Origin of the sequence: Congregibacter litoralis KT71 (genome assembly GCF_000153125.2) — a bacterium.
Taxonomy (GTDB): domain Bacteria; phylum Pseudomonadota; class Gammaproteobacteria; order Pseudomonadales; family Halieaceae; genus Congregibacter; species Congregibacter litoralis.
On sequence record NZ_CM002299.1, the window covers coordinates 2,827,593 to 2,852,500 of the forward strand.

Consider the following 24,908-nt stretch of genomic DNA (forward strand, 5'->3'; position numbering starts at 1 on the left):
CCCCTATGCGTCCAGCAGCGGCTTGTGCTTGATGTGCCGGGCGAAGACCTGCATGAACTGCGGATCGACGCGCGCGCCCCAGACCGCCAGCGAATGGCCGGCGATCCAGAGCACCACGCCGGGAATCCACAGTTGCAGGCCCAGCCCGACGGCGGCGGCCAGCGTGCCGTTGGCAATCGCCACGGTGCGCGGCGCACCGCCCAGCAGGATCGGCTCGGTCAGCGAGCGATGCAGCGGCACTTCAAAGCCCGGAAGATCGGTGGCCGTGCTCATACGACGGCCCCGCCGGAGAAGCTGAAGAACGACAGGAAGAAGCTCGAAGCCGCGAAGGCGATGGACAGGCCGAAGACGATCTGGATCAGCTTGCGAAAGCCGCCACTGGTATCGCCGAAGGCCAACGCCAGGCCGGTGGCGATGATGATGATCACCGCGACGATGCGGGCTACCGGCCCCTGGATGGATTCGAGAATGGATTGCAGCGGGCCTTCCCACGGCATTGAGGAACCGGCGGCCTGCGCCGTGCCCGCCAGCAACAGCATCAACACCGCGAGCAGCAACCCTTGTCCTGCGGGTCGGGCCAGGCGATGCAAACGCGCCAGCATGGGCAGCGGGGAAAGCGGGTTTACAGAAAGACGGAAAGCATCAACGTGCGTCATGGCAGTTCTCCAGGTTGTTCAGGGATCGAGGAAGGCGTAGCGGCAGCGGCTGTAAGAGGAACCGGCGGCAGCTCGGGAAGCGTCGCTTCCAGCGAATCCGCCAGGCGGTAGCCCGCGCCGTCGAAACCGACGACGCGGGAAATGGTTTCGACGTGGCGCTTGCGGCCGCGGCCTGCGATGTGGATCACGACATTGACCGCCTCGGCGATCAGGGCGCGGGGCGGATTCACCGCCACTTCGAGGATCAGTTGCTCCAGGCGCAGCAGCGCGCCCAACGCGGAGCCGGCATGAATGGTGGCGATGCCGCCGGGGTGGCCGGTGCCCCAGACCTTCACCAGATCCAGCGCTTCGCCGCCGCGCACTTCGCCGACGATCACGCGGTCGGGCCGCAGGCGCATCGTGGCCCGCACCAGCTCGGTCATGGACACGACGCCGGCGCGGGTGCGCAGCGGCACATGGTCGCGGGCCGCGCATTGCAGTTCGATGGTGTCTTCGAGCACCAGCACGCGGTCGCCGGTGGCGGCGATCTCGGCCAGCAAGGCATTGGCCAGCGTGGTCTTGCCGGTGCTGGTGCCTCCGGCGATCAGGATGTTGTGCCGCTCGCGCACGGCATGACGCAGAAACTCGGCCTGCCCAGTGGTCAGGATGCCATCAGCCACATAGCGATCCAGACCGATGATGCTCACGGCACGCTTGCGCAGCGCAAAGGCCGGGCCGGGTGCGGCGGGCGGCAGGATGCCCTCGAAGCGTTCGCCGGTTTCAGGCAGTTCGGCGGTCAAGAGCGGTTGGCCGCGATGCACCTCCGCACCGACATGGGCGGCGACCAGGCGGATGATGCGTTCGCCATCGGCTTCGGGCAGTTCGACGCCGAGCGGCGCACGGCCAGACGACAGCCGATCCACCCACAATGTCCGGTCGGGGTTGAGCATCACTTCCACCACGTCCGGGTCTTCCAGCGCAGCGGCGATCACCGGCCCCATCGCCGTGCGCAGCATCTGGATGCGGCGATCCTGGGATGCTGCAGCGGATGAGCGCGGTTCGGGCGGGATTTGAGGAACGGCACTCATGACGCACGCTCCGCAGTGCGTTCATGGGCGGCGGCCATCGCGGCCGCGTCATCCATGCGCATCTCGAACTCACGATCCTGGGGATGCAGTTCTTCCACCACGTCCCGTACCAGGCTGCGGCCACGCAGCAGGTGGCGGCCTAACTGTTCGACGAACTGCTCGAAGCGCGCCTTGCCCTGCGCGCGAGCCGCATCCTGATGGGCCTCCGGCACCGGCGTGCTGACGGTCAGGTAGTAGCGGACGAATAGCGCCAGCGTCTCGATCTGGATGTTCTGGTCACGCTCCAGGCGCTCGGCCTGCCGCGACAGGCGATCCAGTCGTTTGGCGATGGCGGCCTCACGCTGGTCGCCGGCATCGGGTGACAGCCAGGACGCCAAGGCAGCGGCGACGATGCTGGACTTTGACACGCCTTTCTTCGCGGCCAGCTCGTCCAGACGCTTGGCGTGCTCGTGCTGGATGAACAGGTTCAATCGGTATTGGCTCATATGTCGATTCCGTCGTTGGGGTCGAGAGATGCCAGCCGCGCCGTGCGTTGCAGGGCGGGGTCGAACTGGCCGGGAAGCAGCGGGGGCATGTCGTCGTCATCGAGCAGCGCCAAGTCGCTGGGCGTGTAATCGGGTTCGGGGTCGTAGGCGACGGTTTCGGACAGCTCGGGCTGACGGCGGGGGCCGCCGTCGTCGGAGCCACCCAGGTCATCGGCAGATGCCGTGGCCTGTGCCGCAGGCACGGCCGGGATCGCCAAACCGCTCCAGTCATCGGGACGTGCAGGCGGCACATCGGCATAGCGGCCTGCCGTTAGCGCAGGCGGCGGCAGTACCCGCTGCTTGAAATTGGCATCAGCGTAGTAGCGCAACTTCTTGGCCTTGATCGGCGCGACGCTGGACACCATCACCACTGATTCGTCTGGCGCAAGCTGCATGACTTCGCCGGGCGTCAGTAGCGGCCGCGCCGTCTCTTGGCGGGACACCATCAGGTGGCCGAGCCACGGCGCAAGTCGATGGCCTGCGTAGTTCCGCTGCGCACGCAGTTCGGTAGCCGTGCCCAGCGTTTCGGAGATCCGTTTCGCCGTGCGTTCGTCATTCGTGGCGAAGGTCACGCGCACATGGCAGTTGTCCAGAATCGAATGGTTCTGCCCATACGCCTTGTCGATCTGGTTGAGCGACTGCGCGATCAGGAAACTGCGGATGCCGTAGCCGGCCATGAAGGCCAGCGCCGTCTCGAAGAAGTCCAGGCGCCCCAGAGCCGAGAACTCGTCGAGCATCAGCAACAGCTTGTGGCGGCGCTCAATGCCGTCGCTGCCATCGAGCGACTCGGTGAGCCGTCGCCCGATCTGGTTGAGGATCAACCGGATCAGCGGCTTGGTGCGGCTGATGTCCGAAGGCGGCACCACCAGATACAACGACACAGGGGATGCAGACGCGATCAGATCGGCGATGCGCCAGTCGCAGCGCGACGTGACTGCGGCCACGGTCGGATCACGGTACAGGCCGAGGAACGACATGGCGGTGCTCAACACGCCGGAACGCTCGTTGTCCGACTTGTTGAGCACTTCGCGGGCGGCGGACGCGACAACGGGATGCGGTACATCTCCAAGATGCCGCGTGGTCATCATCCGATGCAGCGTCAGCTCGAACGGGCAAGCCGGGTCACTGAGGAAGTTCGCCACGCCGCGCAGCGTCTTGTCCTCTCCCGCGTAGAGCACATGCAGGATCGCGCCGACCAGCAGCGCATGACTGGTCTTCTCCCAGTGGTTGCGCTTCTCCAGCGCCCCTTCGGGATCGACCAGGATATCGGCGATGTTCTGCACGTCGCGCACCTCGTGCGCGCCGCGCCTCACTTCCAGCAACGGGTTGTAGGCCGCCGAACTGGCATCGGTCGGGTTGAACAGCAGGCAGTGGCTAAATCGACTGCGCCAGCCAGCGGTGATCTGCCAGTTCTCGCCCTTGATGTCGTGGATGACGGCGGATGCCGGCCAGGACAGCAGCGTCGGCACCACCAGGCCCACACCCTTGCCCGAGCGCGTGGGCGCAAAGGTCAGGACGTGTTCCGGCCCTTCGTGCCGCAGGTAGTGGCCGTCATGCTGGCCGAGAAAGACGCCGGCGGGCTGCGTCAGCCCGGCCTTGCGAATGTCGGCGACATCGGCCCAGCGGGCCGAGCCATAGGTCGTCACTTTGCGCGCCTGGCGCGAGCGCCACACCGACATGGCGATGGCGACCACCACGGCCAGCAGGCCGCTGCTCGCCGCGATCATGCCGCCGGTGTCGAACACCTGCGGCGCGTAGGCGTCGAAGAAGAACCACCACTCGAACAGCTTCCACGGGTAATAGACCGGCGTGCCGTGGAAGTCGAACCAGGGCGCGCCCAGGCGTAGCTGGTAGCCCAAGGCGGCGGCGGTCCATTGCGTGGCACCCCACACACCGGCGATCACGATGCCGAAGACGGCGGCGATCTGCCCGAACAACACGCCCTGAGCTTGCATACCCTGGCCTCCGATTTCTCCTGCGCTGATTCCCCGTGGAAAACGCGGCACAAAGGCGTGCCGCAGGCGTCAGGATCGGTGCCGGTTCAGTGCCGGTCAAAGACCGTTATCGGCAGCAAGGTGATGCAAAAAGCATGGTGTCATGCAGAGGCGAAACCAGTAAAAACGCCGCAGGCGTGAGCGCGCGGCGGCGTGTCGAGAAAGAAAAATCAAGATTCGCGGCAGAAAGCCAACAATCAGAACTTCGGCGGCGTGTAGGGCGTGTTTCCATAGCCAAAGAAGCGCTTGTTCGTCGCCTCGGCCACCCGGTTGCACAGCACGTCTCCCATCGTCGGGCGTTCGGTCTTGCACTGGCGGCGCAGCTCCCTCAGGCGCGCAGGATCTGCGACCAGCTCTTCCACGGTCGGTACATTGGTTGCCTGTTTCGGTGTTTCGGACTGGCCGCAAGCGGACAGCGCGGCGACCAACAGGAATGGGGCGATCTGCTTCATGGTCATGACTCGACTTCCTCTTGGGAATCGGGTTCAAGGGGGGGCGTGGCTCTGATGCCGTCCGGCGATTCGATGGCCTGCACACGCTCGATAAAGCGTGACAGCACGTCCGAGGATCCACCTTCCCGGTGCAGCACATAAGTGGTCAGCATGGGTGAGCGACCCGCCAGCGGCCGAGCCACAATCCCAGGCTCACGGCTGCCTGCGATATGCGGCGCTCCGGCTAGGCCCAGCGCAAAGCCCGCCGACACTAACGCCATCATCAAATCGCACGAAGCCACACGTTCGGCAATCAGCGGCTCCATATCTATCCGGCGCAGTACGCGCTCGACTTGGCGAGCATGGCCTTCGCATACGTGCGGATCGCACAACACCAGCGGATAGCGCAGCACTTCTTCCAGCGGGATGCGCTTGTGCTTCAAAAGCGGATGACGTGCAGGAACCGCCACCATCAGCGCATCGCTCCAAACGGCTTCGGCAGTGATGCCTTCTCCAACTTCATCGGACTGGGCAAAGCCCACGTCGTAAAGGTCGTCATGCAGTCCCTTGATCTGCTGCGACAAGGGTACCTCGAACAGGCGAATCTCGACTTCGGGTTCTTCCTGCCGACACAGCGCCAGCAAGGACGGCAGGCGCGAGGGCGTGATGCCGTCGGACAGTGCGATACGCAACTGACCGTGGAAGCCGTTGGTGGCTGCATTCACGCTATCGCGCGCCTGCTGCAAGGCGGTGAAGATGCGCGGCACATGCTCCAGAAACAGCTTGCCCGCCCGTGTCAGCCGCGTGCTGCGGCTGGTACGAATGAACAACTGTTCGCCCAGGCTCTCCTCCAGCTCCTTGATAGTGCGCGACAGCGGTGACTGCTCGATGTGCAGCCTCTCCGCCGCGCGGGCGAAATGTAGTTCTTCGGCGACAGCGAGAAAGCAGCGTAAGTGTCGAATCTCCATTTCGCCTCCTGTTGTCAGTACAAAGGCCGTTTGAGAGTCGCAGCGTTGTAGCCGCTCATCTCACCGAGTTCATCCAGTTCAGGCCTGTCGCCGCTTTTGTGGCGCTGCGCGACTGCCTCGCCCTGCGGTCCGGGCAAGGCGTGTGACCAGCCGCCGGCCAGCGTCTTGTAGACCGCCACCAACGCCGTCGCCCTGCGGGTGGCGCTTTGTGCCAGCAAGTCTTCGGACTCCAAGCGTGAACGTTCGGCCTCCAGCACATCCAAAACATGGATGGCGCCGCCCTCAAATTGCAGGCGAGCCGTCTTGGCTGCCCGGCGGCTGGCCTCGGTCGCCTGTACCAGCATGGCGTTCTCGGTCTGCGCGCGCGATAGGCGTACCAGCGCGTTCTCGGTTTCTTCCATGGCGCGCAGCACCGTGCGCTCGTATACCGCCAAGTTTTCGGCAGTGGCTGAATTGGCCGCCGCGATGCGCGACCGCACCCGGCCCACGTCTAGGAAGGAACCACCCACACCGAGCGAGATCATTCGCGTTTCACTATCACGCTCGAACAACGAACCAAAGCCCAACGCCTGCGTGCCGATCAGCCCTCCCAACGTAAAGCGAGGGAACAGGTCTGCCATGGCTACGCCGATACGCGCAGTGGCCGCAGCCAGCCTACGTTCTGCCGCAGCCACATCGGGACGGCGACGCAGTAGATCGCCCGGTGCACCGGCGTTGATCTGGGCGGGCAGCTCAGGCAAGGCTGCGGGGTGATCCAGCACTTCGGCCATCGCCGCAGGCGTGCGGCCAGTGAGCACGGCAATGCGGTGGGCGGCCACAGCAGCCTCAGCTTCAAGCGGCGGAATGCGCGAGCGTGTCAGCGCCAATTGCGTGCGGGCGCGGTCGGCATCGAACGACGTGCCCCGGCCGTTCTCGAACAAGACCTCGATCAGCCGCAGCGTATCGGCTTGGTTGATTTCGTTGTCCCGCGCGACCTGTAATTGCACTTGCAAGCCGCGCAAGCGGAAATAGGCGTCGGTCAACTCGGCCACCATAGCCACTTGTACGCCCGCCAGGTCGGCTGCGCTGGCCTCGGTCTCGGCGCGCTGCGATTCCACGCTGCGCCGCACTCGGCCAAAGAAGTCCAATTCCCAGATCACGGATAGGCCAGCCGAATGCAGATCGTTATCCCGGTCGGAGCGGGACGCATCCGGTGCTTGTGCAGCACTGGCGCGCTGGGTACTGATTTCACCGGACGCGCCCAGCGTCGGATAGTAGTCTTGGCGACGTTCGCGCGACAGTGCGCTGGCTTGCTCGTAGCGCGACAGTGCTATGCGGATGTCGTGATTGGCGTGAAGAGCATTCTCCACCAAAGAGTGCAGCACCGGGTCATCCAGTTCCCGCCAGAATTGCGCATCGGCCTCCGGTACAAGCTGGGACACGGCAACGGGGTCTTGGCGGGCATACGTCACTGCCTGGGGCGCGGCAGGTGCCTTGTAATTCGGCCCTACTGCGCAAGCTGCCAGCGTCAACGCCACCAAAGGGAGCAGTACCAGATGTGGCATCCGACGTAGGCATGGTCGGATGCGGGATGGCGTTTGAAGCATGACGGAATCAGTCCTTGTGGAGTCAGTCATGGGTGGCCTCCATGGCGACATTTGCCTGGCGACGTGGCTTGCGCGTCGCGAGCCTGCGTAAGGCGACGTAGAAAACAGGAGTCAGGAATAAACCGAACAAGGTCACGCCGAGCATGCCGGCGAACACAGTCACTCCCATAACCTGGCGAATCTCCGCGCCTGCGCCGGAACCGACCATCAGCGGCACCACGCCAGCGATGAAAGCGATGGAAGTCATGATGATCGGCCGCAGACGAAGGCGTGATGCCTCCAGCGCGGCATCGAGGATGCTGTGACCCTTGCGCTCAAGTTCGCGGGCGAACTCCACGATCAGAATGGCATTCTTGGAGGCCAGACCAATCAGCACTATCAAGCCAATCTGCACGAAGATGTTGCTGTCACCACCCGCGAGCCACACGCCCGTCATGGCCGACAACAGGCTCATGGGCACGATCAGGATGACGGCCAGCGGCAACGTCCAGCTTTCGTACAGTGCCGCCAGCACCAGGAAGACCAACAGTACCGCCAGCGGGAACACCACCAGCGCGGTATTGCTTTGCGTGACCTGCTGGTAGCTGAGGTCGGTCCACTCCAGTTGCATGCCTGGCGGCAGCACCTTGTCTGCAATGGATTGCACTTGCTGCAATGCCTGCGATGACGACACCAGACGCGGATCTGACTCACCAATCAGGTCGGCAGATGGATAGCCGTTGAAGCGGATGACGGGATCGGGGCCGAATGTCTTGCGCACGTCCACCATGCTGCCGATGGGCACCATGTCGCCATTGGCGTTGCGGGTGCGCAGTTTGACCACGTCCTCGACAGAACTGCGGAACGGTGCGTCCGCCTGAGCCATCACCCGGAAGGTGCGGCCAAAGCGCGTGAAGTCGTTGACATACGCCGAACCCAGGTACACTTGCAGCGTATCGAAAAGATCGGTCACGGCCACGCCCTGTGCCTTCGCCTTGGTGCGGTCCACTACGGCGTCAAGCTGCGGCACATTGGCCTGATAGGAACTGATCGGATATTGGAATCCCGGTTCTTGCGAGATGGCCGTCGCCAGCTCGGTGGTCGCCGTCTGCAATGCGGCATAGCCCTCACGGTTGCGATCCTGCACGTAAAGAGAGAACCCGGAACCCGCGCCCAGCCCCATGACAGGGGGCGGCATGATGGCAAAGGCCAGACCGTCCTGCTCCTGAGCGAAGCGCTCGTTCAACTGTTCCGCAATCTCGGTTGCAGTGTGCTTGCGCTCATTGATGGGCTTGAGTACGAAATACACTAGGCCGCTATTGGACGTGTTGGTCGACTGCAAGCCGTTCATGCCCGGGAACTGCACGGCGTTGTAGACGCCATCGGTCTTGAGCGCGATGTCGCTCACACGGCGGACCAGCGCTTCCGTGCGCTCCAGGGATGCACCCTCGGGTAGCTGGATGACACCGATGAGATACAGCTTGTCCTGCATGGGGATGAATCCGCCAGGGACGGCCTTGAACACAGCTCCCGTCGCCACCAGTAGCGCGATGTAGACGAGAAACACCGCACCACGCCGCCCGAGGATGCGCGACACGCTGTTTCCATAGCCATCCGCGCTGCGCAGGAAGAAACGGTTGAACGGCCGGAATATCCAGCCCAGACTGCGATCCAGCACCCGCGTGGGCAGGTCTGGCGCGGCACCATGCGGGCGAAGCAGGCGCGCGGCCAGCGCAGGCGACAGCGTCAGCGAGTTGATGGCCGAAATTACCGTGGAGATCGCAATGGTGACGGCGAACTGTTTGTAGAACTGCCCTGTCACGCCGGACAGGAATGCCATAGGCACGAATACCGAGCACAGCACCAGCGAGATGGCGACGATGGGGCCACTGACTTCGCGCATGGCCTGATGGGCCGCAGCCAGCGGCGCCAGCCCTTCGGCGATGTTGCGCTCGACGTTTTCCACCACCACGATCGCGTCGTCCACCACGATCCCGATGGCAAGCACGAGTCCAAAAAGCGTGAGCGTATTGATGGAAAAGCCCAGCATCAGCAGCACGGCGAAGGTGCCTACCACCGACACCGGCACGGCTAGCAGTGGGATGATGGAGGCACGCCAAGTCTGAAGGAACAAGATCACCACCAGCACCACCAGTCCGATGGCTTCCAGCAGAGTGTTGACGACCGCCTTGATCGACTGACGCACGAAGACAGTTGAGTCATACTCCACCGACCATTCCACTCCCTCGGGAAAGCGCTTGGCCAACTCGTCCATCTTCGCGCGGACTTGATCCGAGATTTCGATGGCATTGGCGCCCGGGGCTTCAAGGACAGAGATCGCGACAGCAGGCTTGTTGTTGAGCAACGACATCAGCGAGTAGCTGGATGCGTCCATTTCCACGCGCGCCACATCTCGCAGCCGGGTGACCTGACCCTGCGATCCGGTCTTGACGATGACGTCGCCGAACTCTTCTTCCGTCACCAGCCGGCCCTGCGCATTGATGGACAGGAGGAAGTCGCTTCCCGAGGGGTTGGGCGGCGCACCTAGTTGACCGGCCGAGACCTGGACGTTCTGTTCGCGCACGGCTTCGACCACATCGCCGGCGGTCATACCCAGCGCCGCAATTTTGTCGGGGTCCAGCCATAAGCGCATGGCGTAGTCGCCAGAGCCGTAGATCTTGGCATCGCCCACCCCCTGGATGCGTGCCAACTCGTCGCGTACATGGAGCACGGCATAGTTGCGCAGGTACAGCGCGTCATAGCGATCGCCCGGCGAGCGCAACTGCACGACCAGCGTTTCGTTGTGGGACTGTTTGACGGTCACCACACCTTGCTGGCGCACCGCTTCGGGAAGACGCGGCTCTGCCTGGGCGACACGGTTCTGTACCTTGACCTGGGCGTCGTCGGGATCGGTGCCAGGACGGAAGGTGACGGTCAGCACCAACACGCCATCACTACCGGCCACGGACTTCATGTAGAGCATGTTTTCCACGCCGGTGATGGATGCCTCCAGTGGTGCGGCTACCGTGTCGGCGATTTCGCGCGGATTTGCGCCAGGATACGTGGCGCGAACCTGTACGCTGGGTGGCACGACTTCCGGGTACTCGCTGACGGGCAAGAGCGGGATCGCGATCAACCCAACCACGAAAATGATGATGGACAGCACGGCCGCAAAAATCGGCCTGTCCACGAAAAAGCGGGCAAAGTTCATGATGGCTGGCTCTCCGCGCTCATTCGCTCGCCTGGGCGATTTGTCGGCCTGCAGGCGCCATTTCAATGTCCTGGGCCGTCACTGGCATGCCGACAGAAACCTTCTGGATGCCGTTGACGATCACGCGGTCGCCGGGATTTAGACCTTCCTCGACGATGCGCAGGCCTTCGGCCTTGCGTCCCAGCGTGATGTCGCGGCGCTGGGCGGTGTTGTTCTCATCGATCACATACACGTACTTGCGGCTCTGGTCGGTCAGGATGGCCTTGTCGTCGATCAGCATGGCCTCGAAACTGCCGCTACCCGGCAGGCGCACTCGGGCATAGAGGCCCGGCGTAAGCAGGCCGTCGGGATTGACCAGGGTGGCGCGTGCGCGGATGGTGCCGGTGGCCGCATCGACACGGTTGTCCACGAAGTCCACGTTTCCGGCGTGTGGATAGCCGTTCTCGCCGACCAGGCCCACCTGCACCGGGATACTTTCGCTGCGCTGGTCGGGGCGCTCTCCGTTGCGAGCCATGTGGGCGTAGCGCAGATAGGTACGCTCGTCGCTATCAAAATGCACGTGCACCGGGTTCAGCGAGACTACGGTGGTCAGGATGCTGGCCTGGCCGTCAGCACTCACCAAGTTGCCTGCCGTGACCAGTGCACGTCCGGCGCGGCCTGTGATGGGCGAACGTACCTGGGTGAACGACAGATCCAACTTGGCGGTCTCGACTGCGGCTTGGGCGAACTGCACGTTGGCTTGGGCCTGATCGGCGGCGGCGTGGCGCTGCTCCAACTCCTCGGTGGAGGCTGCTTGCAACGAAGCCAGCTTTTGAGCACGGGCCGCTTCGCTACGTGCCAGTGCGGCCTGCGTGCGGGCGCGGGCCAAGTCTGCTTCCGCGCGAGCCAGAGCAGCACGGTAACTGCGAGCGTCAATCTCGAACAGCACGTCGCCACGTTTGACGATCTGGCCCTCTTCGTAATTGACCCTGTCGATGTAGCCACTCACACGTGGCCGCAGCGCAACGCTTTCCACCGCCTCGACGCGGCCATTGAACTCATCCCATAGGACGATCTTGCGCACCGACACAGGTGCCACGCTGACCGTGGGTGGAGGGGCGGCGACCGCGTCGGCGGCGTCGCTATTGCAGCCAGCTAGGGACAGCGCCAGCAAGCTCGCCGCAGCTAACGGCAAGGCGCGGCGCCAGGAAGGCAGGACCGCAAGGTAAGGCAATGTGCTCATTGTTTTCAGTCTCCAAGGGATGGCGAAACCCGGTTGATAAAATTTGACATACGTGACGTATGCCATTTATCATCCACTCATACGCAACGTATGTCAATCATTTACATACACTTCGTATGTGAAAAATCGGAGGACGACCTAATGGCACAAAAGCGTGCAGAGATGATTGAGGAAACGCGGGCCAAGCTCATCAGTGCCGCCCGCGCTGCGTTCGCAACCGTGGGGTATGCGGACAGTTCAATGGATGAGCTGACGGCCCAAGCCGGACTGACGCGCGGAGCGCTCTATCACCACTTCGGTGGAAAGAAAGGGCTGCTGGAGGCGGTCATCGCCCAGATTGATGCAGAGATATCTGGCCGACTGGCCGTCATCGTCGAGGAGGCGGAGTCCACCTGGGACGGCTTCGTTCAGGAGTGCATTGGCTACATCAAGATGGCCGTCGAGCCCGAAGTCCAGCGGATCGTCCTGCTGGACGGGCCAGCGGTTCTGGGCGATCCCTCCCAGTGGCCCTGCCAGAACGTGTGCATCGTGAATACGCGCCGCAGCCTCCAGAAGTTGATCGAGGAGGCAGTCATACGCCCCGTCGATCCCCTGGCGACGGCCCACCTGATAAGCGGGGCGCTGCTGGGCGCATCGCTGTGGATCGCCAGCGCAGACGACCCACGCGCCGCTTCCGAAAAAGCCGTGCAGGGATTTCTTGTACTGGTGGCGGGCTTGCGGCGGGACACCTCTCCCGCGCAGCCGTAACAGCCCAAAGGTGCCGACCGGCAGGCCGGACTCTTTGACCCTGACCATTCACCTATTTGGATTTTGACCATGAACCCTTTCAAAAATCGGGTATCCGGAATTTCTGGTTGATAAAATGCCAAAGATGTAAAGAAGAAAATCTTTCTCAGCGGATTATCTGATTGATCCTCTTCAGCCTACTCTACTGCCAATTTTCTGTTTCCACCTTCGCCTGAGTCTTCATAGCGATGCTGACTAGGGAGGACAGCGAGAGCTGGGCAAGCGTCAAAGCGGTTCTGGTTCATGCGCAATCCGAACACCTGCACAACATTCCTCTTGTAAGAAACCGATCAAATTCTCTAGGTGCCCATACTCGGATATACAGACAATCGTGCGGCTATGTTTCTCCTGCCGGATCAGCCCTACCTTGGCCATGCGCGCAAGGTGATGTGATAGCGTCGAAGCAGGAATACCCAGCCCCTTCTGGATATCTCCGACCGAAGCCCCATCATGGCCAGCTTTGACCAGAAAGCGGAACACGGACAGTCGGTGACTATTCCCTAGCTCAGCTAAGCTGGCTGCAACCTTTTCGTGATCCATAGCACGCCCCAATAATTCGATGTTTCTAGAATTATAGTTGACAGGTCGGATAAACGCAAGTAGGCTGCGTGCATCATTTCGATAAAACTAGAAATATAGGAGTAATATTGAATGTCACCTCAACTCCAAGACGCTCTAGGCATGTTCGCCTTTCTCGCTATCGAGCTATCGGTTTTATTCATTGGCATTAGCTTGCTGGTCGGAGTTCTTCAACGTCACATCCCACCATCCAAGGTGGAAGCGTTACTGACTTCCAGTGGGAAGCGAGGCTATTTTCTTGCTGCTGGTTTAGGAGCTATAACGCCCTTCTGTAGTTGCTCGACTATCCCCATGTTGAAAGGGTTGATTCGGGCACGGGCCGGTTTTGGGCCGATGATGGTGTTTCTTTTCTCATCTCCGTTGCTGAATCCTATCGTCGTCGGCCTGCTGGTTGCCACGTTTGGATGGACACTTACTGCTATCTATGTGCTCGCCGCTTTGGTGGTCGCGGTAGGTGCCGGATGGCTGCTTCACACGCTTGGCTTCGAGCGTTATGTGCGCCGGACGGCGACACAAGAGAGCAGTGGATGTAGTTCATCAGCAAGCCCGTGCAGTGCTACATCGACCGCATCGAGTTGCGGCACCAACAGCTGCGACACCACTCCGAAGACGGCTTCTTGCGGGGCTGATAGGAAGACAACAGTCTCTACGTCTAGCGAATGCTGTGACAGTCAACCCACTGTCACGGTTAAGAAAGAAGGGAAGTACAGTGGTGTGTGGCGGGAAGCTTGGTCGGACTTTATCGATGTGTTGCCTTACCTGCTCATCGGTATTGCGATTGGCAGCGTGATCTATGGTTTCATGCCCACTGACTTATTGGAGCAGTATGCAGGCCCAGATAATCCCTTTGCCATTCCAGTTGCCGCTGTCATCGGCGTGCCGTTGTATATTCGCGCTGAAGCCGTCATACCTCTGGCAGCGGCTCTGATGGCCAAAGGCGTGGGTGCCGGGACGGTGCTAGCGTTGATCATCGGCAGTGCCGGAGCCAGCCTGACTGAGCTCATTCTGTTGCGCTCTTTGTTCACGCTGAAGCTTTTAGCGGCGTTTTTAGCAGTCATTTTTGCTATGGCGATGATTGCCGGTTACGCCACCTACCTGTTTTTCTGATCAAGGCGGGAGATGATTAATTCGTTAAGCCTTCCTGGGTACCAGTTGGTGGATTCTGATGAGCAGAATGAAGACATACATTTTCGGCTTGAAGCACCTACACCAGTAGCCTGCGAGGGGTGCGGCGTGCAGGGTGAGTTCGTACGGTTCGGCAAGCGTGACGTTCCCTATCGTGATCTGCCCATCCACGGCAAGCGGGTCACTCTCTGGGTGGTCCGCCGCCGATACACCTGCCGGGCCTGCAAGACAACATTCAGGCCCCAGCTACCAGAGATGGTGGACGGATTCCGTATGACACTGCGGCTGCATGAGTACGTGGAGAAGGAATCCTTCAACCACCCCTACACCTTTGTGGCGGCACAGACCGGCCTGGACGAGAAGACGGTGCGCGACATCTTCAACGCCCGCGCCGAGTTCCTGGGGCGCTGGCACCGCTTCGAGACGCCCCGCATCCTGGGCATTGACGAGCTATACCTGAACAAGCGCTACCGCTGCATTCTGACCAACATTGAGGAGCGAACCCTGCTCGACCTGCTGGCCACCCGCCGCCAGGACGTGGTGACCAACTACCTGATGAAGCTGAAAGACCGGCAGAAGGTCGAGATCGTCAGCATGGACATGTGGAACCCCTACCGGGCAGCGGTCAAGGCTGTGCTGCCCCAGGCCCGTATCGTGGTCGATAAGTTCCATGTGGTGCGCATGGCCAACGATGCCCTAGAGAGAGTGCGCAAGGGCCTCAGAAAGGAGCTGAAACCGTCCCAGAGCCGGACTCTCAAGGGAGACCGGAAAATCCTGCTGAAACGCGCTCACGAAGTCTCAGACCGGGAGCGCCTCATCATGGAGACCTGGACAGGCGCGTTCCCGCAACTGCTGGCCGCCTACGAGCACAAGGAGCGCTTCTACGGCATCTGGGACGCCACCCCACGGCTCCAGGCAGAAGCCGCCCTGGACGAGTGGATAGCCACCATCCCGAAGGGCCAAAAGGAAGTCTGGAGCGATCTGGTCAGGGCAGTGGGAAACTGGCGCGAAGAGACCATGACCTACTTCGAGACGGACATGCCCGTCACCAACGCTTACACGGAGTCCATCAACCGACTGGCCAAGGACAAGAACCGTGAAGGGCGCGGTTACTCCTTCGAGGTGATGCGGGCACGAATGCTCTACACCACGAAGCACAAGAAGAAGGCACCGACTGCGAAGGTCTCTCCTTTCTACAAGAAAACCATCGGTTACGGACTGCCGGACTTCGCAGAGGAACTCAACTACGGAGTCGATCTATCAACCATCTGATAATGGTATCAGGTTGGTGGGGTAAAGGTGCCCCATCAACCATTAAATCCGTATACCCCAAAAATCATCGTGGATACTCGACCATGTATCAGGAAGGAAGCCTGACGCTGGGTCTTTTCTTCGCCATCGAGTCCTACCCTGGCGCCATTCCTGAGATGGACATGGCACAGCAGATTCGCACGGCACAATTGGCTGAAGCTCATAACTTTGCAGCCCTTTACTTCAGGGATGTATTTCTCAATGTCCCGTCTTTTGGCGACGTGGGTCACATCCATGACCTGTGGCCATTCATGGGCTACGTCACGGCACAGACGTCGCGCATCGCGCTCGCAACTGGCAGCGTCATCACCACTCTGCGTCATCCCTTGCTTGTGGCCAAAGCAGCAGCCTCGATCGACCGCTTGTCAAATCAGCGCCTGGTGCTAGGTATCGCCACGGGTGATCGGCCAACAGAGTTCCCGGCCTTCGGTCAGACAATGGATGCGCGAGCCACGTTGTTCCAAGAAGCATTGACTGTGTTGCGTCAAGCCTGGCGTGAGGACTTCCCGGAAATCTCCACGCCCCGAGTGAACTTGTCGGGTGCAGATACGCTGCCGAAACCGGCGTTGAGAGACATTCCCGTGATGGTGACTGGTCATTCACGCCAGTCGGTCGAATGGATTGCCGAGCATGGGGATGGCTGGCTTTACTATCCCCAAAATATCGCGCAGCAAGCCATGACAATCAAGAATTGGCGGTCGCTGACACCAAGATTCAAACCCTTCACGCAATCCTTCTATATTGACCTGTCGGAGAATCCCGATGAACCCCCATCGCCCATCTTCCTCGGGTTTCGGGCTGGTCACCGATTCTTTACTGACTACTTCAGCCGCTTGCGCGATATTGGGGTTAATCATATTGGCCTCAACCTGAAATACGCGACACGTCCGGCGCATGAGATTGTTCAGGAACTTGGCGAGCATGTCGTACCGCACTTTCCGGCGCACGCTACTGCCCATTTGGAGGAGGCGCAGGATGCTGCACGGTCATAAAATTTTTGCCTGGGATCTCGCTTTTACTTCTTCGGCTGGTACCTATGCCTTCGATGTCCAATGCGAAATGCTGGCTGACATCGGTTATGACGGCCTGACCTATGCCGTCTGGTCAGGGAGCCGATGGGAAACCGCAAAGCGTCTATCCACCGTGAAAGATCGTTTCGGTTTGGAGGTCTTTAGCGTGTATGTGGTGATCGACCTGGATCAGGGCCCACAGCATCCCATCAACGCAGGACTCTTGCGGATGCTTGAGGAGATGGAAGGCGTGAAGGCTGTCAATCTTGGAATCAGGACGGCAGGCCACGGTTCAAATCATCGAAAGGCACCGGACGACAAGGTATTGCAGGACTTCCTTGGTCGGGCACTTGAGATTTGCGCACGGCGCGGAATTGACATCCTGCTGTATTTTCATCTGGGCTTCTGGATGGATCATTACTCCATTGCGGCACAGATCTGCTCGGTCGTGAACCATCCGAATCTCGGCATCGTGTTTCCAAGCTATCACTGGTATGGCTACGAAACCAATGCAGGCAGCCCGACGGAGGGCTATCAGGCCGTAGACCCGACGCCAGCGTTAATGGCGTCAACACCCTTCATGCGGGAATTGACTCTCAGCGGCGCAACCCGCAGCCCACTTGGCTGGAGTCGTATTGCCACTTTCGAGGCGCTCGATGCAGGAGAACTCGACAACTTCGCACTTCTTGGACTTGCCAAGTCGTTCGGTTATACCGGCCCCGTCGGCTATGATGGCACATTGGTCGGGGGGAATCCATACAGCACGCTCAAACGCTCCTATGACGCGATGGACGAGATGTTGGGTTTGCTGACAAAGCACCCTGGTTGGGCTAAGCGTGAAACACACCCGTAACCCATGATTGAGCACATCTACATGTCCCAACACCCTTTGATTGCTGCCCAATTGAGGCAGGCGATGCGCGGCGTGGCCTCCACGGTGACGCTAATCACGTCGATCGCTCCCGATGGCCACGGACACGTAATGATCGCCAGTTCATTCGCATCAGTCTCACTGGAGCCGCCCACGGTTCTAGTGTGCATTGGTCAGCAAACCCGTATCCATGGGCCGCTGCTGGCTTCTCGACGGTTCTGCATCAATGTACTCCGCGCAGAACAGGAGGTACTTGCGGTGCACTGCCGTAGCGCCACGGGGACCGACCGTTTCGATCATGAAGCCTGGCGATTTGATGAAGTCAATGGGTTGCCCTATCTGCAAGGGGCGCAGGCTTCGCTGTTCTGTGAGCTGATTGAACACCATGCAGTCGGCACCCACTCGGTAATGCTGGCCAGTGTCGAGCGTGTGCTCACATCTGCATATGCCGATCCACTCGTCTATCTGGATGGCCGCTTCCGGGCCATAGATCCAACCCGTTGAAGATATGCAGCGAAGAATTTCACAACTGCCTCGGCATATCTCTAGACAGCCTGCCGGGTTATGTGGCTGAGACTCTTCGAGCATTAGCCAATGCCCATTCCCCGCTGCCGTCCGATTTCCCACGCCACGCCGCCACCGCGCACCGTCGCGGCAAGTCGCTGCCCCAGTCGCTGTTCAATCACCGGCTTCCACGGCACCAGACTGAACCCCATGCCGTCGTCTAGCATCGCGTAGCGCCCGCTGGCGAGCATGAGGCTGCGCCGGTAGATGCCAGCCACGCGCTGCCCGTCGGTGACGGGCCGATGCGCTAGGCCGATTTCGGCGGCAATATCCTTGGCGGCCTTTGCCAGTTCCCGATTCCGCAGCGTCCCCAGCAGGTTCCGGGCGAGGATCACCCGCTGCCCACGCCGCTGGGCCAGCCCCTGTTCTTCAAGGAAGTCGGCGCGCTGCTGCAAGGCTTCCTTCGTCTCGCCGCCAAAGCCCAGATCGCCCAGCCCCTTACCGCCACCGATCAACTGCTGGTCCAGCCAGGTCGCGCCGATCACGCGGGCCTGCCGCTCGATGGGCAAGTGCGATTTCAGCTCCACCGCCACGCCGCCCAGGCGCTGTGCGTCGTTCTGGCGGCCACGTTCGGCCAGGTCGTCCGGCACCTTCCATAGTCCATCAGCCACACGTTCCACGATGCCGGCCCGGCGCAGGGCTTCCAGTCGGCGGACATGGGCCGCGACGACCTCCTGCGGGTCGCGGCCGGGCTTGGCTCGGCCTTGCTCGATCGCCAGGTGATGATCGGCGCGGTACAGGCCATCGCTCGCCAGCGCGGCGATGTTCTTGTCGGCCGCCCGCACCTCGGTGGAACCGCGTACCTCCACCACGGCTCCGGTGGGATAGTTCGCCAGCTCGACGCGGGCGTTCAAAGCGACGTAGTGGGCCTTGCCGTCCACGCCGTCGATGACCAGATAGCCGCGGTCGTGCAGCTCGTCGGCCAGCCCCTTGCCGGCCACGCGGCCGACGATGGTGCGGCCGTCGTCGCCGGGCTCAAACACCGCCAGCTCGCGCGGCTGGCCGCTCATGGCGCGCTGCATGGTGCGGATGATGTCACCACGCTCGCCCAAGGCGCGCAAGGTCTTCTCCGCGTCGGCATGCACGGCCCAGGTGCCGGGCTGCGTCTCGTCAGCCAGGCCCAGGCGCTGCAAGCGTTGGAGTCGGCCGATCAGCAGCAGCCGCTGGCGTTGCAGGCGGGGCTCATTGAAGCGCTCGATCTGCACCCGGCCATCCTCGCCGGCCTCACGCTGCAATGTGCGGTCGAGGCTCGTCCACCGCTCCTGTTCCACCTCGCGCTGCAAGGTCTGCTGAATCTCCAGTTCGGTGCGCGGCCCCAGCCATTCCGTCGCCAGTTCGGCGGCGCGATGGCGGAAGCCGTGGGCGATGTAGTCGCCCGCGATGATGAGGTCTTTGCCGGTGTCGTCGCGCCCGCGCACGATCAGGTGGGTGTGCGGGTTGTCGGTGTTCCAGTGATCGACTGCCACCCAATCCAGCCGCGTCCCCAGGTCGGCTTCCATCCGGTTCACCAGATGCCGGGTGTAGGTGCGCAACTCCTCAAGCTCGGCACCGTCTTCCGGTGAGACGATGAAGCGGAAATGGTGCCGGTCGTCGTCGGCCCGCTCCTTGAAGGCATCGAGGTCGGCATCGTCAATCTGCGGCCCGTAGGCCCGGCCCGGTTCGCCATCGCGGCCGGCGCCGTCGCGCTCGATGTAGCGCAGGTGCTTGGCGAGCGACTGCGGGCTGGCGTTGCGTTGATTGACCAGTAGGGTCTTGATGGTCACGCGCCGCGACATGGACGTCAGCTTCGCCCCGGCGAAGCGCGCCGCCGTATGGCCGCGCCCCAGGCGCGAGCCGGGCCGCTGGCCGGCGCGTGCGCCGCTGCCGCCGGCTGCGGAATGGCGCATCGAGGACTTGCCGCCGCTGGCCTTGCCCGCCTGCTTGAGTACCTTGGAAACGAAGCTCTGGCCCTGGCCTTTGCCCCGGTTCTTCGGGGCGCTCGGACGCACCCGGAAATCGTCGTCGCGGCGGGCGGTCATGGCTGCGCTCCCTGCAAGCTCTGGCGTGTCCTGTCGTGCGAAGCACGGGGACATGCCTGCATTGGCGCGGGCCTCGCGCCCCAAGCGGCACGGTGGCGAAGCCGCTCCGTGCCGCGCCACCCCCATGTGCAGACAGGCTTTCTACGCGGCCTGGTGCCGCGTCCTTTTGTCTTGCCTTCCGCCTTTGCCCTTCGCTGTCGCTCCGGGCAGCGGCGGCCCGGCGGCGCTATGCTGCTAGCAGCCAGCGCGCCGGCGAACAGAGCCACGACCACAGGTCGGGCATGTTCGAGGCAAGACGTCTGCACGTTGGAAGGCAGCACGGATGCGCGCGCACTGCACGCGCGATAACACGGCGACGCGCCATCAAGGAAGAGCTTCGATGTCACGCTGAACCACAGTAAATCGGCGGCCATCATGGACGTTTCTCCAGCCAGGCAGGGCTCGCAACACCGATCACGGCAGACACGCTGACCGGACCAAAATAGCGACTGTCAAACGACGCTGGGTTGGTCACGCTCAACAGGAACAGTTCGCCAGGTTGAAGCTGCCGGCAGTGCGGCCAGGCTTGTAGCTCCCGGCCAAGCCGGTCGGTGTGCAACAAAGTCGCCACCAGTACACCGTCGATGCGTATCTGATCGGCCGAAATGCATACATGTTGCGGTGCGACTGCACCCACACGTTTCAGCAATGGAATGTGGTCTGGCAGGTAACCACGCCGCGCGGCGAGCTCAGCCGTTTCTGGCGGTAATGTGGTCAGGACGATGCTGCCGACTTCCAGCCGATGTGACAGCGAATCGGACGAGTGTTGCAGCGGATCGAGGCGATACCAACCCACGGGCACGCTGTCCGACGGGTTGTAGATCAGGCGCGGCAACGGCTGCACGAAGGACGCCCAGGCCAATGCAGCTAAACCGCAGACGGAAAGAACTATCAGCAAGATGCGCACGCTCAAGGGCGAGCGAGAACGCAATGCGGGGCCAGTATTAGACACGACGGTCATTGCAGCGCCCTCCCGGCCAGCCAGGCGGCATGCCGCTCGGCGGTGTACTCGGGCAACGGTAAACGCGCAGCAAGCCTATTGGCGAGCGTACGCCAATACGCGGGCGGCACCGTTGCCGGTGCAATATCTTGTGCCTCGATAGCGTCGATGCGTTCCAGCATAGTGCGCACCCTGTGGTCGCCTTGCGTGTGCAGCAGAAGACGCGCGCCGGGCTTCACACCAGGGATACGCTGCATGGCATCTCGCGGCAGACCAGACTGCATCACCATGAGTTGCCAACGCACAGTGCCGTAGTCATTAGCCTGCCAGCGGATGCGGCAGAATATGGCGTTTGGCAGGAACCCCGCCACGCGCCGCCAGCGATCGAATCGAATGATGCGTACGGGTTCACCGAAGCGCAGGTAAAGCTTGAAGCGGGATTCGAGATAGGCCAGCGAGACGCGCGTCAGCGGTGCGCTGTCGGCCTGACCGGGGAGCGTGGCGAGCGGCGGTGGCGATGCAGCCGGGGTGGCAGAAAACTGTGTGTTCATGATGGGTTCTCCGGGAACTCGCGTTCCAGCAAGGCACGCAGCAACTCGGCCACGGTCACGCCCTGCGTGAAGGCTGAGACCTTGATGCGCGCCCGCATGGCAGGCGTGATGTCGAGGGTCAATCGGGCGGTGTAGAGATCGCCCTTGTTGAGTGCGTCGGCGTCGCCTTGGCGAATCCATGCCTCCGCCTGTGGATTGGCAGGAGGACGCGCACCGATGCCGACGCGTTTGCTGTGCGCCTTGCTCATAACGGCCACCGCAGCAGTTCATCCACCAGCGCCATGATTTCACATGCGGCGATGCTGTCTGGCGCCGTTTCGCGTGCCAATCGGCCAGCGGCCACGCTGTCGGCGAAAACGATACGCTGGCGCACTTCAGCGCGCAGTACGGGCAACGGCTGTTCGGCCAGTGCCTGTCGTGCTTCACGCCCGATCACCGTGGTGCTGACGCGCCGATTGATGATGAAGGCCGCAGTGAGCTGCGGGCGGAACATTTGTGCCTCGCGGATCAGCGCCATCATCTCGGCAGAAGCCCATAGGTCGTAGGGGCTCGGTTGCACCGGGATCAGCACCCGCTCGGCCGCCAGCAGTGCGGAGCGCGCCAAGGCGGCAATCCTGGGCGGGCCATCGATAATGACGTGATCGGCCCTTCTGGCGAGTTCTGGCGCTTCTTGATGCAAGGTCTCACGGGCGAGACCCACGGCACTGAATAGCCTGGGCAAACCTTGCTGGCTTCGGCGCTGTGTCCAGTCCAGTGATGATCCTTGCGGATCGGCATCCAGCAGAATGACGTTCTGACCGCGCAGCGCTAGTTCGCCGGCGATGTGGGTAGCGAGCGTAGTCTTGCCTACGCCGCCTTTCTGATTGAGCAAAGCAACGATCATGGCGCGGCCCTCCGTACAGGAAAGTAATACCTTGAACAGCCTGAAAAACGCTTTTGTCGTTGCTGGTTGACGGTTATCCACCGATTCAATAGCTGTTTATTATTATTGGTTAGATAAGTTTTTAAGTTAGATATAAAGTTAAGGGCCGAAAAAGTATTTATAAACCAGTTTGTTAGACTAAATTCTCGCGGCTGATAGCACGATACCGGTGCGCCTGATAGCACGAGTCTTAGCGCGTCCGATAGCACGAGCCCGTTCACAGCTTGTTCTGCTGCCATCCCCAGACTTATCCCCGTGCCGTTTGCGGCACGGGCCGGAAGGCGAGAATCTCCGGTTCGCCGGGCCAGCGTTCGATGGACAGCTCGTAACCAGGCAGTGACTGCTTCGCTACCAGGGCGCGCAGATCGCGGGCAAAATCGCGCGGCTGCGCCAAGCTGCCGGACTTGCGATACAGGTAAGGAACATCGAACTGCCAACCGTTTGCCTGCCGACCACCATGCTTGCGTACCAGTCGGTACAGCCAGCGCTCTATACCGCCGGTGAGCCGAAAGTATGTCGGGTCGATGGTCAATACCAGTGCAGCATCGAGTACGCCCGCATAGAACCAGTCCGGCAAGATCAGCTCGATGCCTAGCGGCTTGCCGTTGGCATCGGCCAGTTCTTTCCACTCGTTGATCCAGGAAAACCGGTGCAGGCGCCGCCCGGTGGTCTCGCGGATGGAGGTGGCCACCGTGGTCGATTGCAGCCGGTCGAATGCGGCTTTGAGGCGCTGGTAGTCGCGCAGCGACGTACCGCGCCCGATAAAGCGCAGGATCTCGTAGGGCGTGGCCTGCATTCGACGTGACGGCTGGATGCCCGCATCGCGGGCTTCGACAATCTGGCTGGCGGCCCAGATCAAAATATCGGCATCCCAGATAGTGGCGATGCCGTGTTCCTGCGTGCCCTCGACACGAATGGTGATCTTGCCGCTGCGAAAGTCGATCGGCGCTGTGCGCCGCGACTTTGCCAGCGAGAAGAACGGATAGGCCATCAAGTCCTGGGCGTCGCGCGGTGCCATATCCTCGGCTGGCAGTGCGCGGAACAGGTCGAGCTGCTCTCGCTGCTGCCGGAGTGGCAGCGATGGACTGGACATAGAGACGGCCACCGGCGAGCCGTTGATCAGCGGCCATCACGGTAGTCACCCGCGTGGCGTTCGGCGTATTCGGGGTCGGAGGTGGCCTCGTAGCTGCGCGCATCGGCCCACGCATCAAGATCGGCCACAGCGTACATGACACGGCGGCCAAACTTACGGAACTTCGGCCCGCCACCGATCACGCGCTGCTTTTCCAGCGTACGCGGCGACAGACGTAGATATTCGGCGGCTTCGTCGTTGGTTAGGTAGCGTTGTGGCTGCGCGGGCGCAGCGGCAGTAACGGCGGCGGGTCGTAAAGGAGCGGGTCGCATGGGATGTACCTCCATCGGTTGAAAACGACCGGCCACACAGCGTGACCGGATGGAGGCAGTCTCAAGAAACATGGGACTCTTGTTCAGGGACGTTTTGCGGTAACCGCAGCGCGTCCCTGCTCAACCGGAGGAAGTTGCACCAAGCGGCGATAGCCGCCGCGCATCAGCGCATTACCCCGGCGAACCAGTCGACGCACGCGGGCGCGCAAAGCGCTGTCGGCATGCCAGTCATCGGCGACGGCATCGGCCCCGAAGAGCCCTTCGGCTACTTCACGCAATGACGCGCCGGCCAAGGTCGCGTCGAGTGCCTGCAAGGTGTGTAGTTCCAACAGAGGCGCCAGAGATGGCCGAGGTCCTGTCAGCGCGACAGGAGGGATGCCGGTGACGGTTGCCAACTTACCCAGCGAGGCCGACAACACCTGGCAGCGTGCGCGGGACGTGCCGGATGCTCGAATGGCATAGGCGTAAGCCATGCCATCGGCCAGGTCGGGCGCCAAAGCGAAGTGCAGACAGGCACCCGGCCAGCGGGCCACCAGTATCAATCGCCGCCCATCATGGATCAGGTGCTTGTGGCCCGGAAGGCGCCAAAGCGTGAAGACTTCCGTATCGAGCGGTGGGTCGACATCTGGATAGAGTTGGAGTACTGCATCGTGATCGGGAAACCAAGCTGGATGCGCTTCGCGCGCATCCACCGCCGGGTTTTCCAGCAGGCGTAAGCCCCAGCGCAGCGCCGCGTCCGACCGGCGCCGACGGCGTAGCCAGTCTTGGCGATAGTCAGGATGACGGCGCAGGTATTCCCACGCCAGCGCGGGGCCATCTAAGTGCAGAGCATAGAGATAGGCCGCCGCTGGATACCAATACTCAGAGCTGCGATCAGCCATGGCGCAACCTCCCTCGGCTTGAGGTACGTCGCCACGGCGGATACTCGTGCTATGGAGCGATCATCAGAATGTCATGGGTCCAACGATAAACTGTTAGTGTCAAGACCGATTGGCTCCGAGCTATTGCAAGTTTCGTCCGAATGCGACGGCGGCCTGCCCCAAAATGGCGTGCCGCATCGGCCAGCCTGCCAAAAGCCGCACCAGACATCATGACCGTTTCGATCAGGTGCGCACCATTTCTATGCAAGGCCGGCCATTGAGACCCAACC

25 protein-coding genes are annotated in these 24,908 nt (G+C 61.8%); 6 read left to right on the top strand and 19 right to left on the bottom strand.

Annotation, left to right across the window (positions count from 1 at the left end):
- Nucleotides 1-3: 3 nt before the first annotated feature.
- The 10 genes from KT71_RS12885 to KT71_RS12930 form a co-directional block, all read right to left on the bottom strand.
- The gene (locus tag KT71_RS12885; RefSeq protein ID WP_003462917.1) at nt 4-273 is read right to left on the bottom strand and encodes a VirB3 family type IV secretion system protein; all 270 of its coding nucleotides are present in this window, start codon (nt 271-273) and stop codon (nt 4-6) included.
- On the bottom strand, nt 270-656 hold the full coding sequence (locus KT71_RS12890) for a TrbC/VirB2 family type IV secretion system protein (protein ID WP_022960600.1): 387 nt from the start codon (nt 654-656) through the stop codon (nt 270-272). The genes KT71_RS12885 and KT71_RS12890 overlap by 4 nt, the downstream gene beginning before the upstream one ends.
- Complete coding sequence (trbB, locus tag KT71_RS12895) at nt 653-1,723, bottom strand: P-type conjugative transfer ATPase TrbB (protein WP_008294938.1); 1,071 nt, start codon at nt 1,721-1,723, stop codon at nt 653-655. Before trbB ends, KT71_RS12890 begins: the two co-directional genes overlap by 4 nt.
- Nucleotides 1,720-2,208: a ribbon-helix-helix protein, CopG family gene (locus tag KT71_RS12900; protein WP_008294937.1), complete on the bottom strand. Its 489-nt coding sequence runs from the start codon at nt 2,206-2,208 to the stop codon at nt 1,720-1,722. The genes trbB and KT71_RS12900 overlap by 4 nt, the downstream gene beginning before the upstream one ends.
- Nucleotides 2,205-4,202, bottom strand: coding sequence for a conjugal transfer protein TraG (locus KT71_RS12905; RefSeq protein WP_008294936.1), 1,998 nt, complete (start codon nt 4,200-4,202; stop codon nt 2,205-2,207). The genes KT71_RS12900 and KT71_RS12905 overlap by 4 nt, the downstream gene beginning before the upstream one ends.
- Before the next feature lie 236 nt (nt 4,203-4,438).
- Nucleotides 4,439-4,699, bottom strand: a complete 261-nt coding sequence (locus tag KT71_RS12910) for an EexN family lipoprotein (protein ID WP_004350821.1) — start codon at nt 4,697-4,699, stop codon at nt 4,439-4,441.
- Nucleotides 4,696-5,640 carry a LysR family transcriptional regulator gene (locus KT71_RS12915; RefSeq protein ID WP_004350822.1) on the bottom strand — a complete coding sequence of 315 codons (945 nt, stop codon included), beginning with the start codon at nt 5,638-5,640 and terminating at the stop codon, nt 4,696-4,698. Before KT71_RS12915 ends, KT71_RS12910 begins: the two co-directional genes overlap by 4 nt.
- Nucleotides 5,641-5,654: 14 nt before the next feature.
- Entirely contained in the window at nt 5,655-7,277 is a 1,623-nt protein-coding gene (locus KT71_RS12920; protein ID WP_237754127.1) for an efflux transporter outer membrane subunit, read from the bottom strand.
- Complete coding sequence (locus KT71_RS12925) at nt 7,249-10,416, bottom strand: efflux RND transporter permease subunit (RefSeq protein ID WP_023660027.1); 3,168 nt, start codon at nt 10,414-10,416, stop codon at nt 7,249-7,251. Before KT71_RS12925 ends, KT71_RS12920 begins: the two co-directional genes overlap by 29 nt.
- Nucleotides 10,417-10,435: 19 nt before the next feature.
- Complete coding sequence (locus KT71_RS12930) at nt 10,436-11,638, bottom strand: efflux RND transporter periplasmic adaptor subunit (RefSeq protein ID WP_008294933.1); 1,203 nt, start codon at nt 11,636-11,638, stop codon at nt 10,436-10,438.
- 141 nt (nt 11,639-11,779) lie between these two features.
- On the opposite strand from KT71_RS12930, the gene KT71_RS12935 reads away from it, so the two are divergent.
- Nucleotides 11,780-12,385: a TetR/AcrR family transcriptional regulator gene (locus KT71_RS12935; RefSeq protein ID WP_023660028.1), complete on the top strand. Its 606-nt coding sequence runs from the start codon at nt 11,780-11,782 to the stop codon at nt 12,383-12,385.
- 264 nt (nt 12,386-12,649) lie between these two features.
- Here KT71_RS12935 and KT71_RS12940 read toward each other — a convergent pair whose 3' ends face one another.
- Nucleotides 12,650-12,964: an ArsR/SmtB family transcription factor gene (locus KT71_RS12940; RefSeq protein ID WP_008294929.1), complete on the bottom strand. Its 315-nt coding sequence runs from the start codon at nt 12,962-12,964 to the stop codon at nt 12,650-12,652.
- Nucleotides 12,965-13,075: 111 nt separating this feature from the next.
- Here KT71_RS12940 and KT71_RS12945 point away from each other — a divergent pair, with 111 nt between their 5' ends.
- The 5 genes from KT71_RS12945 (at nt 13,076) to KT71_RS12965 (ending at nt 17,824) form a co-directional block, all read left to right on the top strand.
- Nucleotides 13,076-14,110 carry a permease gene (locus KT71_RS12945; RefSeq protein WP_023660029.1) on the top strand — a complete coding sequence of 345 codons (1,035 nt, stop codon included), beginning with the start codon at nt 13,076-13,078 and terminating at the stop codon, nt 14,108-14,110.
- Nucleotides 14,111-14,122: 12 nt separating this feature from the next.
- Nucleotides 14,123-15,400 carry an ISL3 family transposase gene (locus KT71_RS12950; RefSeq protein ID WP_023660030.1) on the top strand — a complete coding sequence of 426 codons (1,278 nt, stop codon included), beginning with the start codon at nt 14,123-14,125 and terminating at the stop codon, nt 15,398-15,400.
- Nucleotides 15,401-15,483: 83 nt separating this feature from the next.
- A complete protein-coding gene (locus tag KT71_RS12955) occupies nt 15,484-16,431 on the top strand; it encodes an LLM class oxidoreductase (protein WP_008294927.1) in 948 nt (315 codons plus the stop codon).
- Complete coding sequence (locus KT71_RS12960) at nt 16,415-17,302, top strand: sugar phosphate isomerase/epimerase family protein (protein ID WP_004350834.1); 888 nt, start codon at nt 16,415-16,417, stop codon at nt 17,300-17,302. The genes KT71_RS12955 and KT71_RS12960 overlap by 17 nt, the downstream gene beginning before the upstream one ends.
- Nucleotides 17,303-17,305: 3 nt before the next feature.
- The gene (locus tag KT71_RS12965; protein WP_023660031.1) at nt 17,306-17,824 is read left to right on the top strand and encodes a flavin reductase family protein; all 519 of its coding nucleotides are present in this window, start codon (nt 17,306-17,308) and stop codon (nt 17,822-17,824) included.
- A gap of 83 nt (nt 17,825-17,907) precedes the next feature.
- On the opposite strand, the gene KT71_RS12970 is transcribed toward KT71_RS12965, so the two are convergent.
- The 8 genes from KT71_RS12970 to KT71_RS13005 form a co-directional block, all read right to left on the bottom strand.
- The gene (locus KT71_RS12970) at nt 17,908-19,902 is read right to left on the bottom strand and encodes a relaxase/mobilization nuclease domain-containing protein (protein WP_008294925.1); all 1,995 of its coding nucleotides are present in this window, start codon (nt 19,900-19,902) and stop codon (nt 17,908-17,910) included.
- Between the two features lie 412 nt (nt 19,903-20,314).
- Nucleotides 20,315-20,902: a S26 family signal peptidase gene (locus KT71_RS12975; RefSeq protein ID WP_023660032.1), complete on the bottom strand. Its 588-nt coding sequence runs from the start codon at nt 20,900-20,902 to the stop codon at nt 20,315-20,317.
- Nucleotides 20,899-21,432 carry a DUF2840 domain-containing protein gene (locus KT71_RS12980; RefSeq protein ID WP_008294923.1) on the bottom strand — a complete coding sequence of 178 codons (534 nt, stop codon included), beginning with the start codon at nt 21,430-21,432 and terminating at the stop codon, nt 20,899-20,901. Before KT71_RS12980 ends, KT71_RS12975 begins: the two co-directional genes overlap by 4 nt.
- Entirely contained in the window at nt 21,429-21,680 is a 252-nt protein-coding gene (locus KT71_RS12985; protein ID WP_008294922.1) for a hypothetical protein, read from the bottom strand. Before KT71_RS12985 ends, KT71_RS12980 begins: the two co-directional genes overlap by 4 nt.
- The gene (parA, locus tag KT71_RS12990) at nt 21,677-22,315 is read right to left on the bottom strand and encodes a ParA family partition ATPase (protein WP_008294921.1); all 639 of its coding nucleotides are present in this window, start codon (nt 22,313-22,315) and stop codon (nt 21,677-21,679) included. The genes KT71_RS12985 and parA overlap by 4 nt, the downstream gene beginning before the upstream one ends.
- A 286-nt stretch (nt 22,316-22,601) precedes the next feature.
- A complete protein-coding gene (locus KT71_RS12995; protein ID WP_008294920.1) occupies nt 22,602-23,447 on the bottom strand; it encodes a replication initiator protein A in 846 nt (281 codons plus the stop codon).
- A 26-nt stretch (nt 23,448-23,473) separates the two neighbouring features.
- Complete coding sequence (locus KT71_RS13000) at nt 23,474-23,758, bottom strand: helix-turn-helix transcriptional regulator (protein ID WP_023660033.1); 285 nt, start codon at nt 23,756-23,758, stop codon at nt 23,474-23,476.
- 83 nt (nt 23,759-23,841) lie between these two features.
- Nucleotides 23,842-24,639, bottom strand: a complete 798-nt coding sequence (locus KT71_RS13005) for a DUF2285 domain-containing protein (protein WP_008294918.1) — start codon at nt 24,637-24,639, stop codon at nt 23,842-23,844.
- Nucleotides 24,640-24,908: the final 269 nt, after the last annotated feature.

Coding starts and splice junctions, on each gene's coding strand:
- KT71_RS12930 (WP_008294933.1), bottom strand. CDS start 11,638: ATGAGCACATTGCCTTACCTTGCGGTCCTGCCTTCCTGGCGCCGCGCC.
- trbB (WP_008294938.1), bottom strand. CDS start 1,723: ATGAGTGCCGTTCCTCAAATCCCGCCCGAACCGCGCTCATCCGCTGCA.
- KT71_RS13005 (WP_008294918.1), bottom strand. CDS start 24,639: ATGGCTGATCGCAGCTCTGAGTATTGGTATCCAGCGGCGGCCTATCTC.
- KT71_RS12925 (WP_023660027.1), bottom strand. CDS start 10,416: ATGAACTTTGCCCGCTTTTTCGTGGACAGGCCGATTTTTGCGGCCGTG.
- KT71_RS12900 (WP_008294937.1), bottom strand. CDS start 2,208: ATGAGCCAATACCGATTGAACCTGTTCATCCAGCACGAGCACGCCAAG.
- KT71_RS12940 (WP_008294929.1), bottom strand. CDS start 12,964: ATGGATCACGAAAAGGTTGCAGCCAGCTTAGCTGAGCTAGGGAATAGT.
- KT71_RS12960 (WP_004350834.1), top strand. CDS start 16,415: ATGCTGCACGGTCATAAAATTTTTGCCTGGGATCTCGCTTTTACTTCT.
- KT71_RS12950 (WP_023660030.1), top strand. CDS start 14,123: ATGATTAATTCGTTAAGCCTTCCTGGGTACCAGTTGGTGGATTCTGAT.
- KT71_RS12995 (WP_008294920.1), bottom strand. CDS start 23,447: ATGTCCAGTCCATCGCTGCCACTCCGGCAGCAGCGAGAGCAGCTCGAC.
- KT71_RS12955 (WP_008294927.1), top strand. CDS start 15,484: ATGTATCAGGAAGGAAGCCTGACGCTGGGTCTTTTCTTCGCCATCGAG.
- KT71_RS12985 (WP_008294922.1), bottom strand. CDS start 21,680: ATGAGCAAGGCGCACAGCAAACGCGTCGGCATCGGTGCGCGTCCTCCT.
- KT71_RS12915 (WP_004350822.1), bottom strand. CDS start 5,640: ATGGAGATTCGACACTTACGCTGCTTTCTCGCTGTCGCCGAAGAACTA.
- KT71_RS12945 (WP_023660029.1), top strand. CDS start 13,076: ATGTCACCTCAACTCCAAGACGCTCTAGGCATGTTCGCCTTTCTCGCT.
- KT71_RS12965 (WP_023660031.1), top strand. CDS start 17,306: ATGATTGAGCACATCTACATGTCCCAACACCCTTTGATTGCTGCCCAA.
- KT71_RS12910 (WP_004350821.1), bottom strand. CDS start 4,699: ATGACCATGAAGCAGATCGCCCCATTCCTGTTGGTCGCCGCGCTGTCC.
- KT71_RS12920 (WP_237754127.1), bottom strand. CDS start 7,277: ATGTCGCCATGGAGGCCACCCATGACTGACTCCACAAGGACTGATTCC.
- KT71_RS12935 (WP_023660028.1), top strand. CDS start 11,780: ATGGCACAAAAGCGTGCAGAGATGATTGAGGAAACGCGGGCCAAGCTC.
- KT71_RS12890 (WP_022960600.1), bottom strand. CDS start 656: ATGACGCACGTTGATGCTTTCCGTCTTTCTGTAAACCCGCTTTCCCCG.
- KT71_RS13000 (WP_023660033.1), bottom strand. CDS start 23,758: ATGCGACCCGCTCCTTTACGACCCGCCGCCGTTACTGCCGCTGCGCCC.
- KT71_RS12885 (WP_003462917.1), bottom strand. CDS start 273: ATGAGCACGGCCACCGATCTTCCGGGCTTTGAAGTGCCGCTGCATCGC.
- KT71_RS12905 (WP_008294936.1), bottom strand. CDS start 4,202: ATGCAAGCTCAGGGCGTGTTGTTCGGGCAGATCGCCGCCGTCTTCGGC.
- KT71_RS12980 (WP_008294923.1), bottom strand. CDS start 21,432: ATGAACACACAGTTTTCTGCCACCCCGGCTGCATCGCCACCGCCGCTC.
- KT71_RS12970 (WP_008294925.1), bottom strand. CDS start 19,902: ATGACCGCCCGCCGCGACGACGATTTCCGGGTGCGTCCGAGCGCCCCG.
- parA (WP_008294921.1), bottom strand. CDS start 22,315: ATGATCGTTGCTTTGCTCAATCAGAAAGGCGGCGTAGGCAAGACTACG.
- KT71_RS12975 (WP_023660032.1), bottom strand. CDS start 20,902: ATGACCGTCGTGTCTAATACTGGCCCCGCATTGCGTTCTCGCTCGCCC.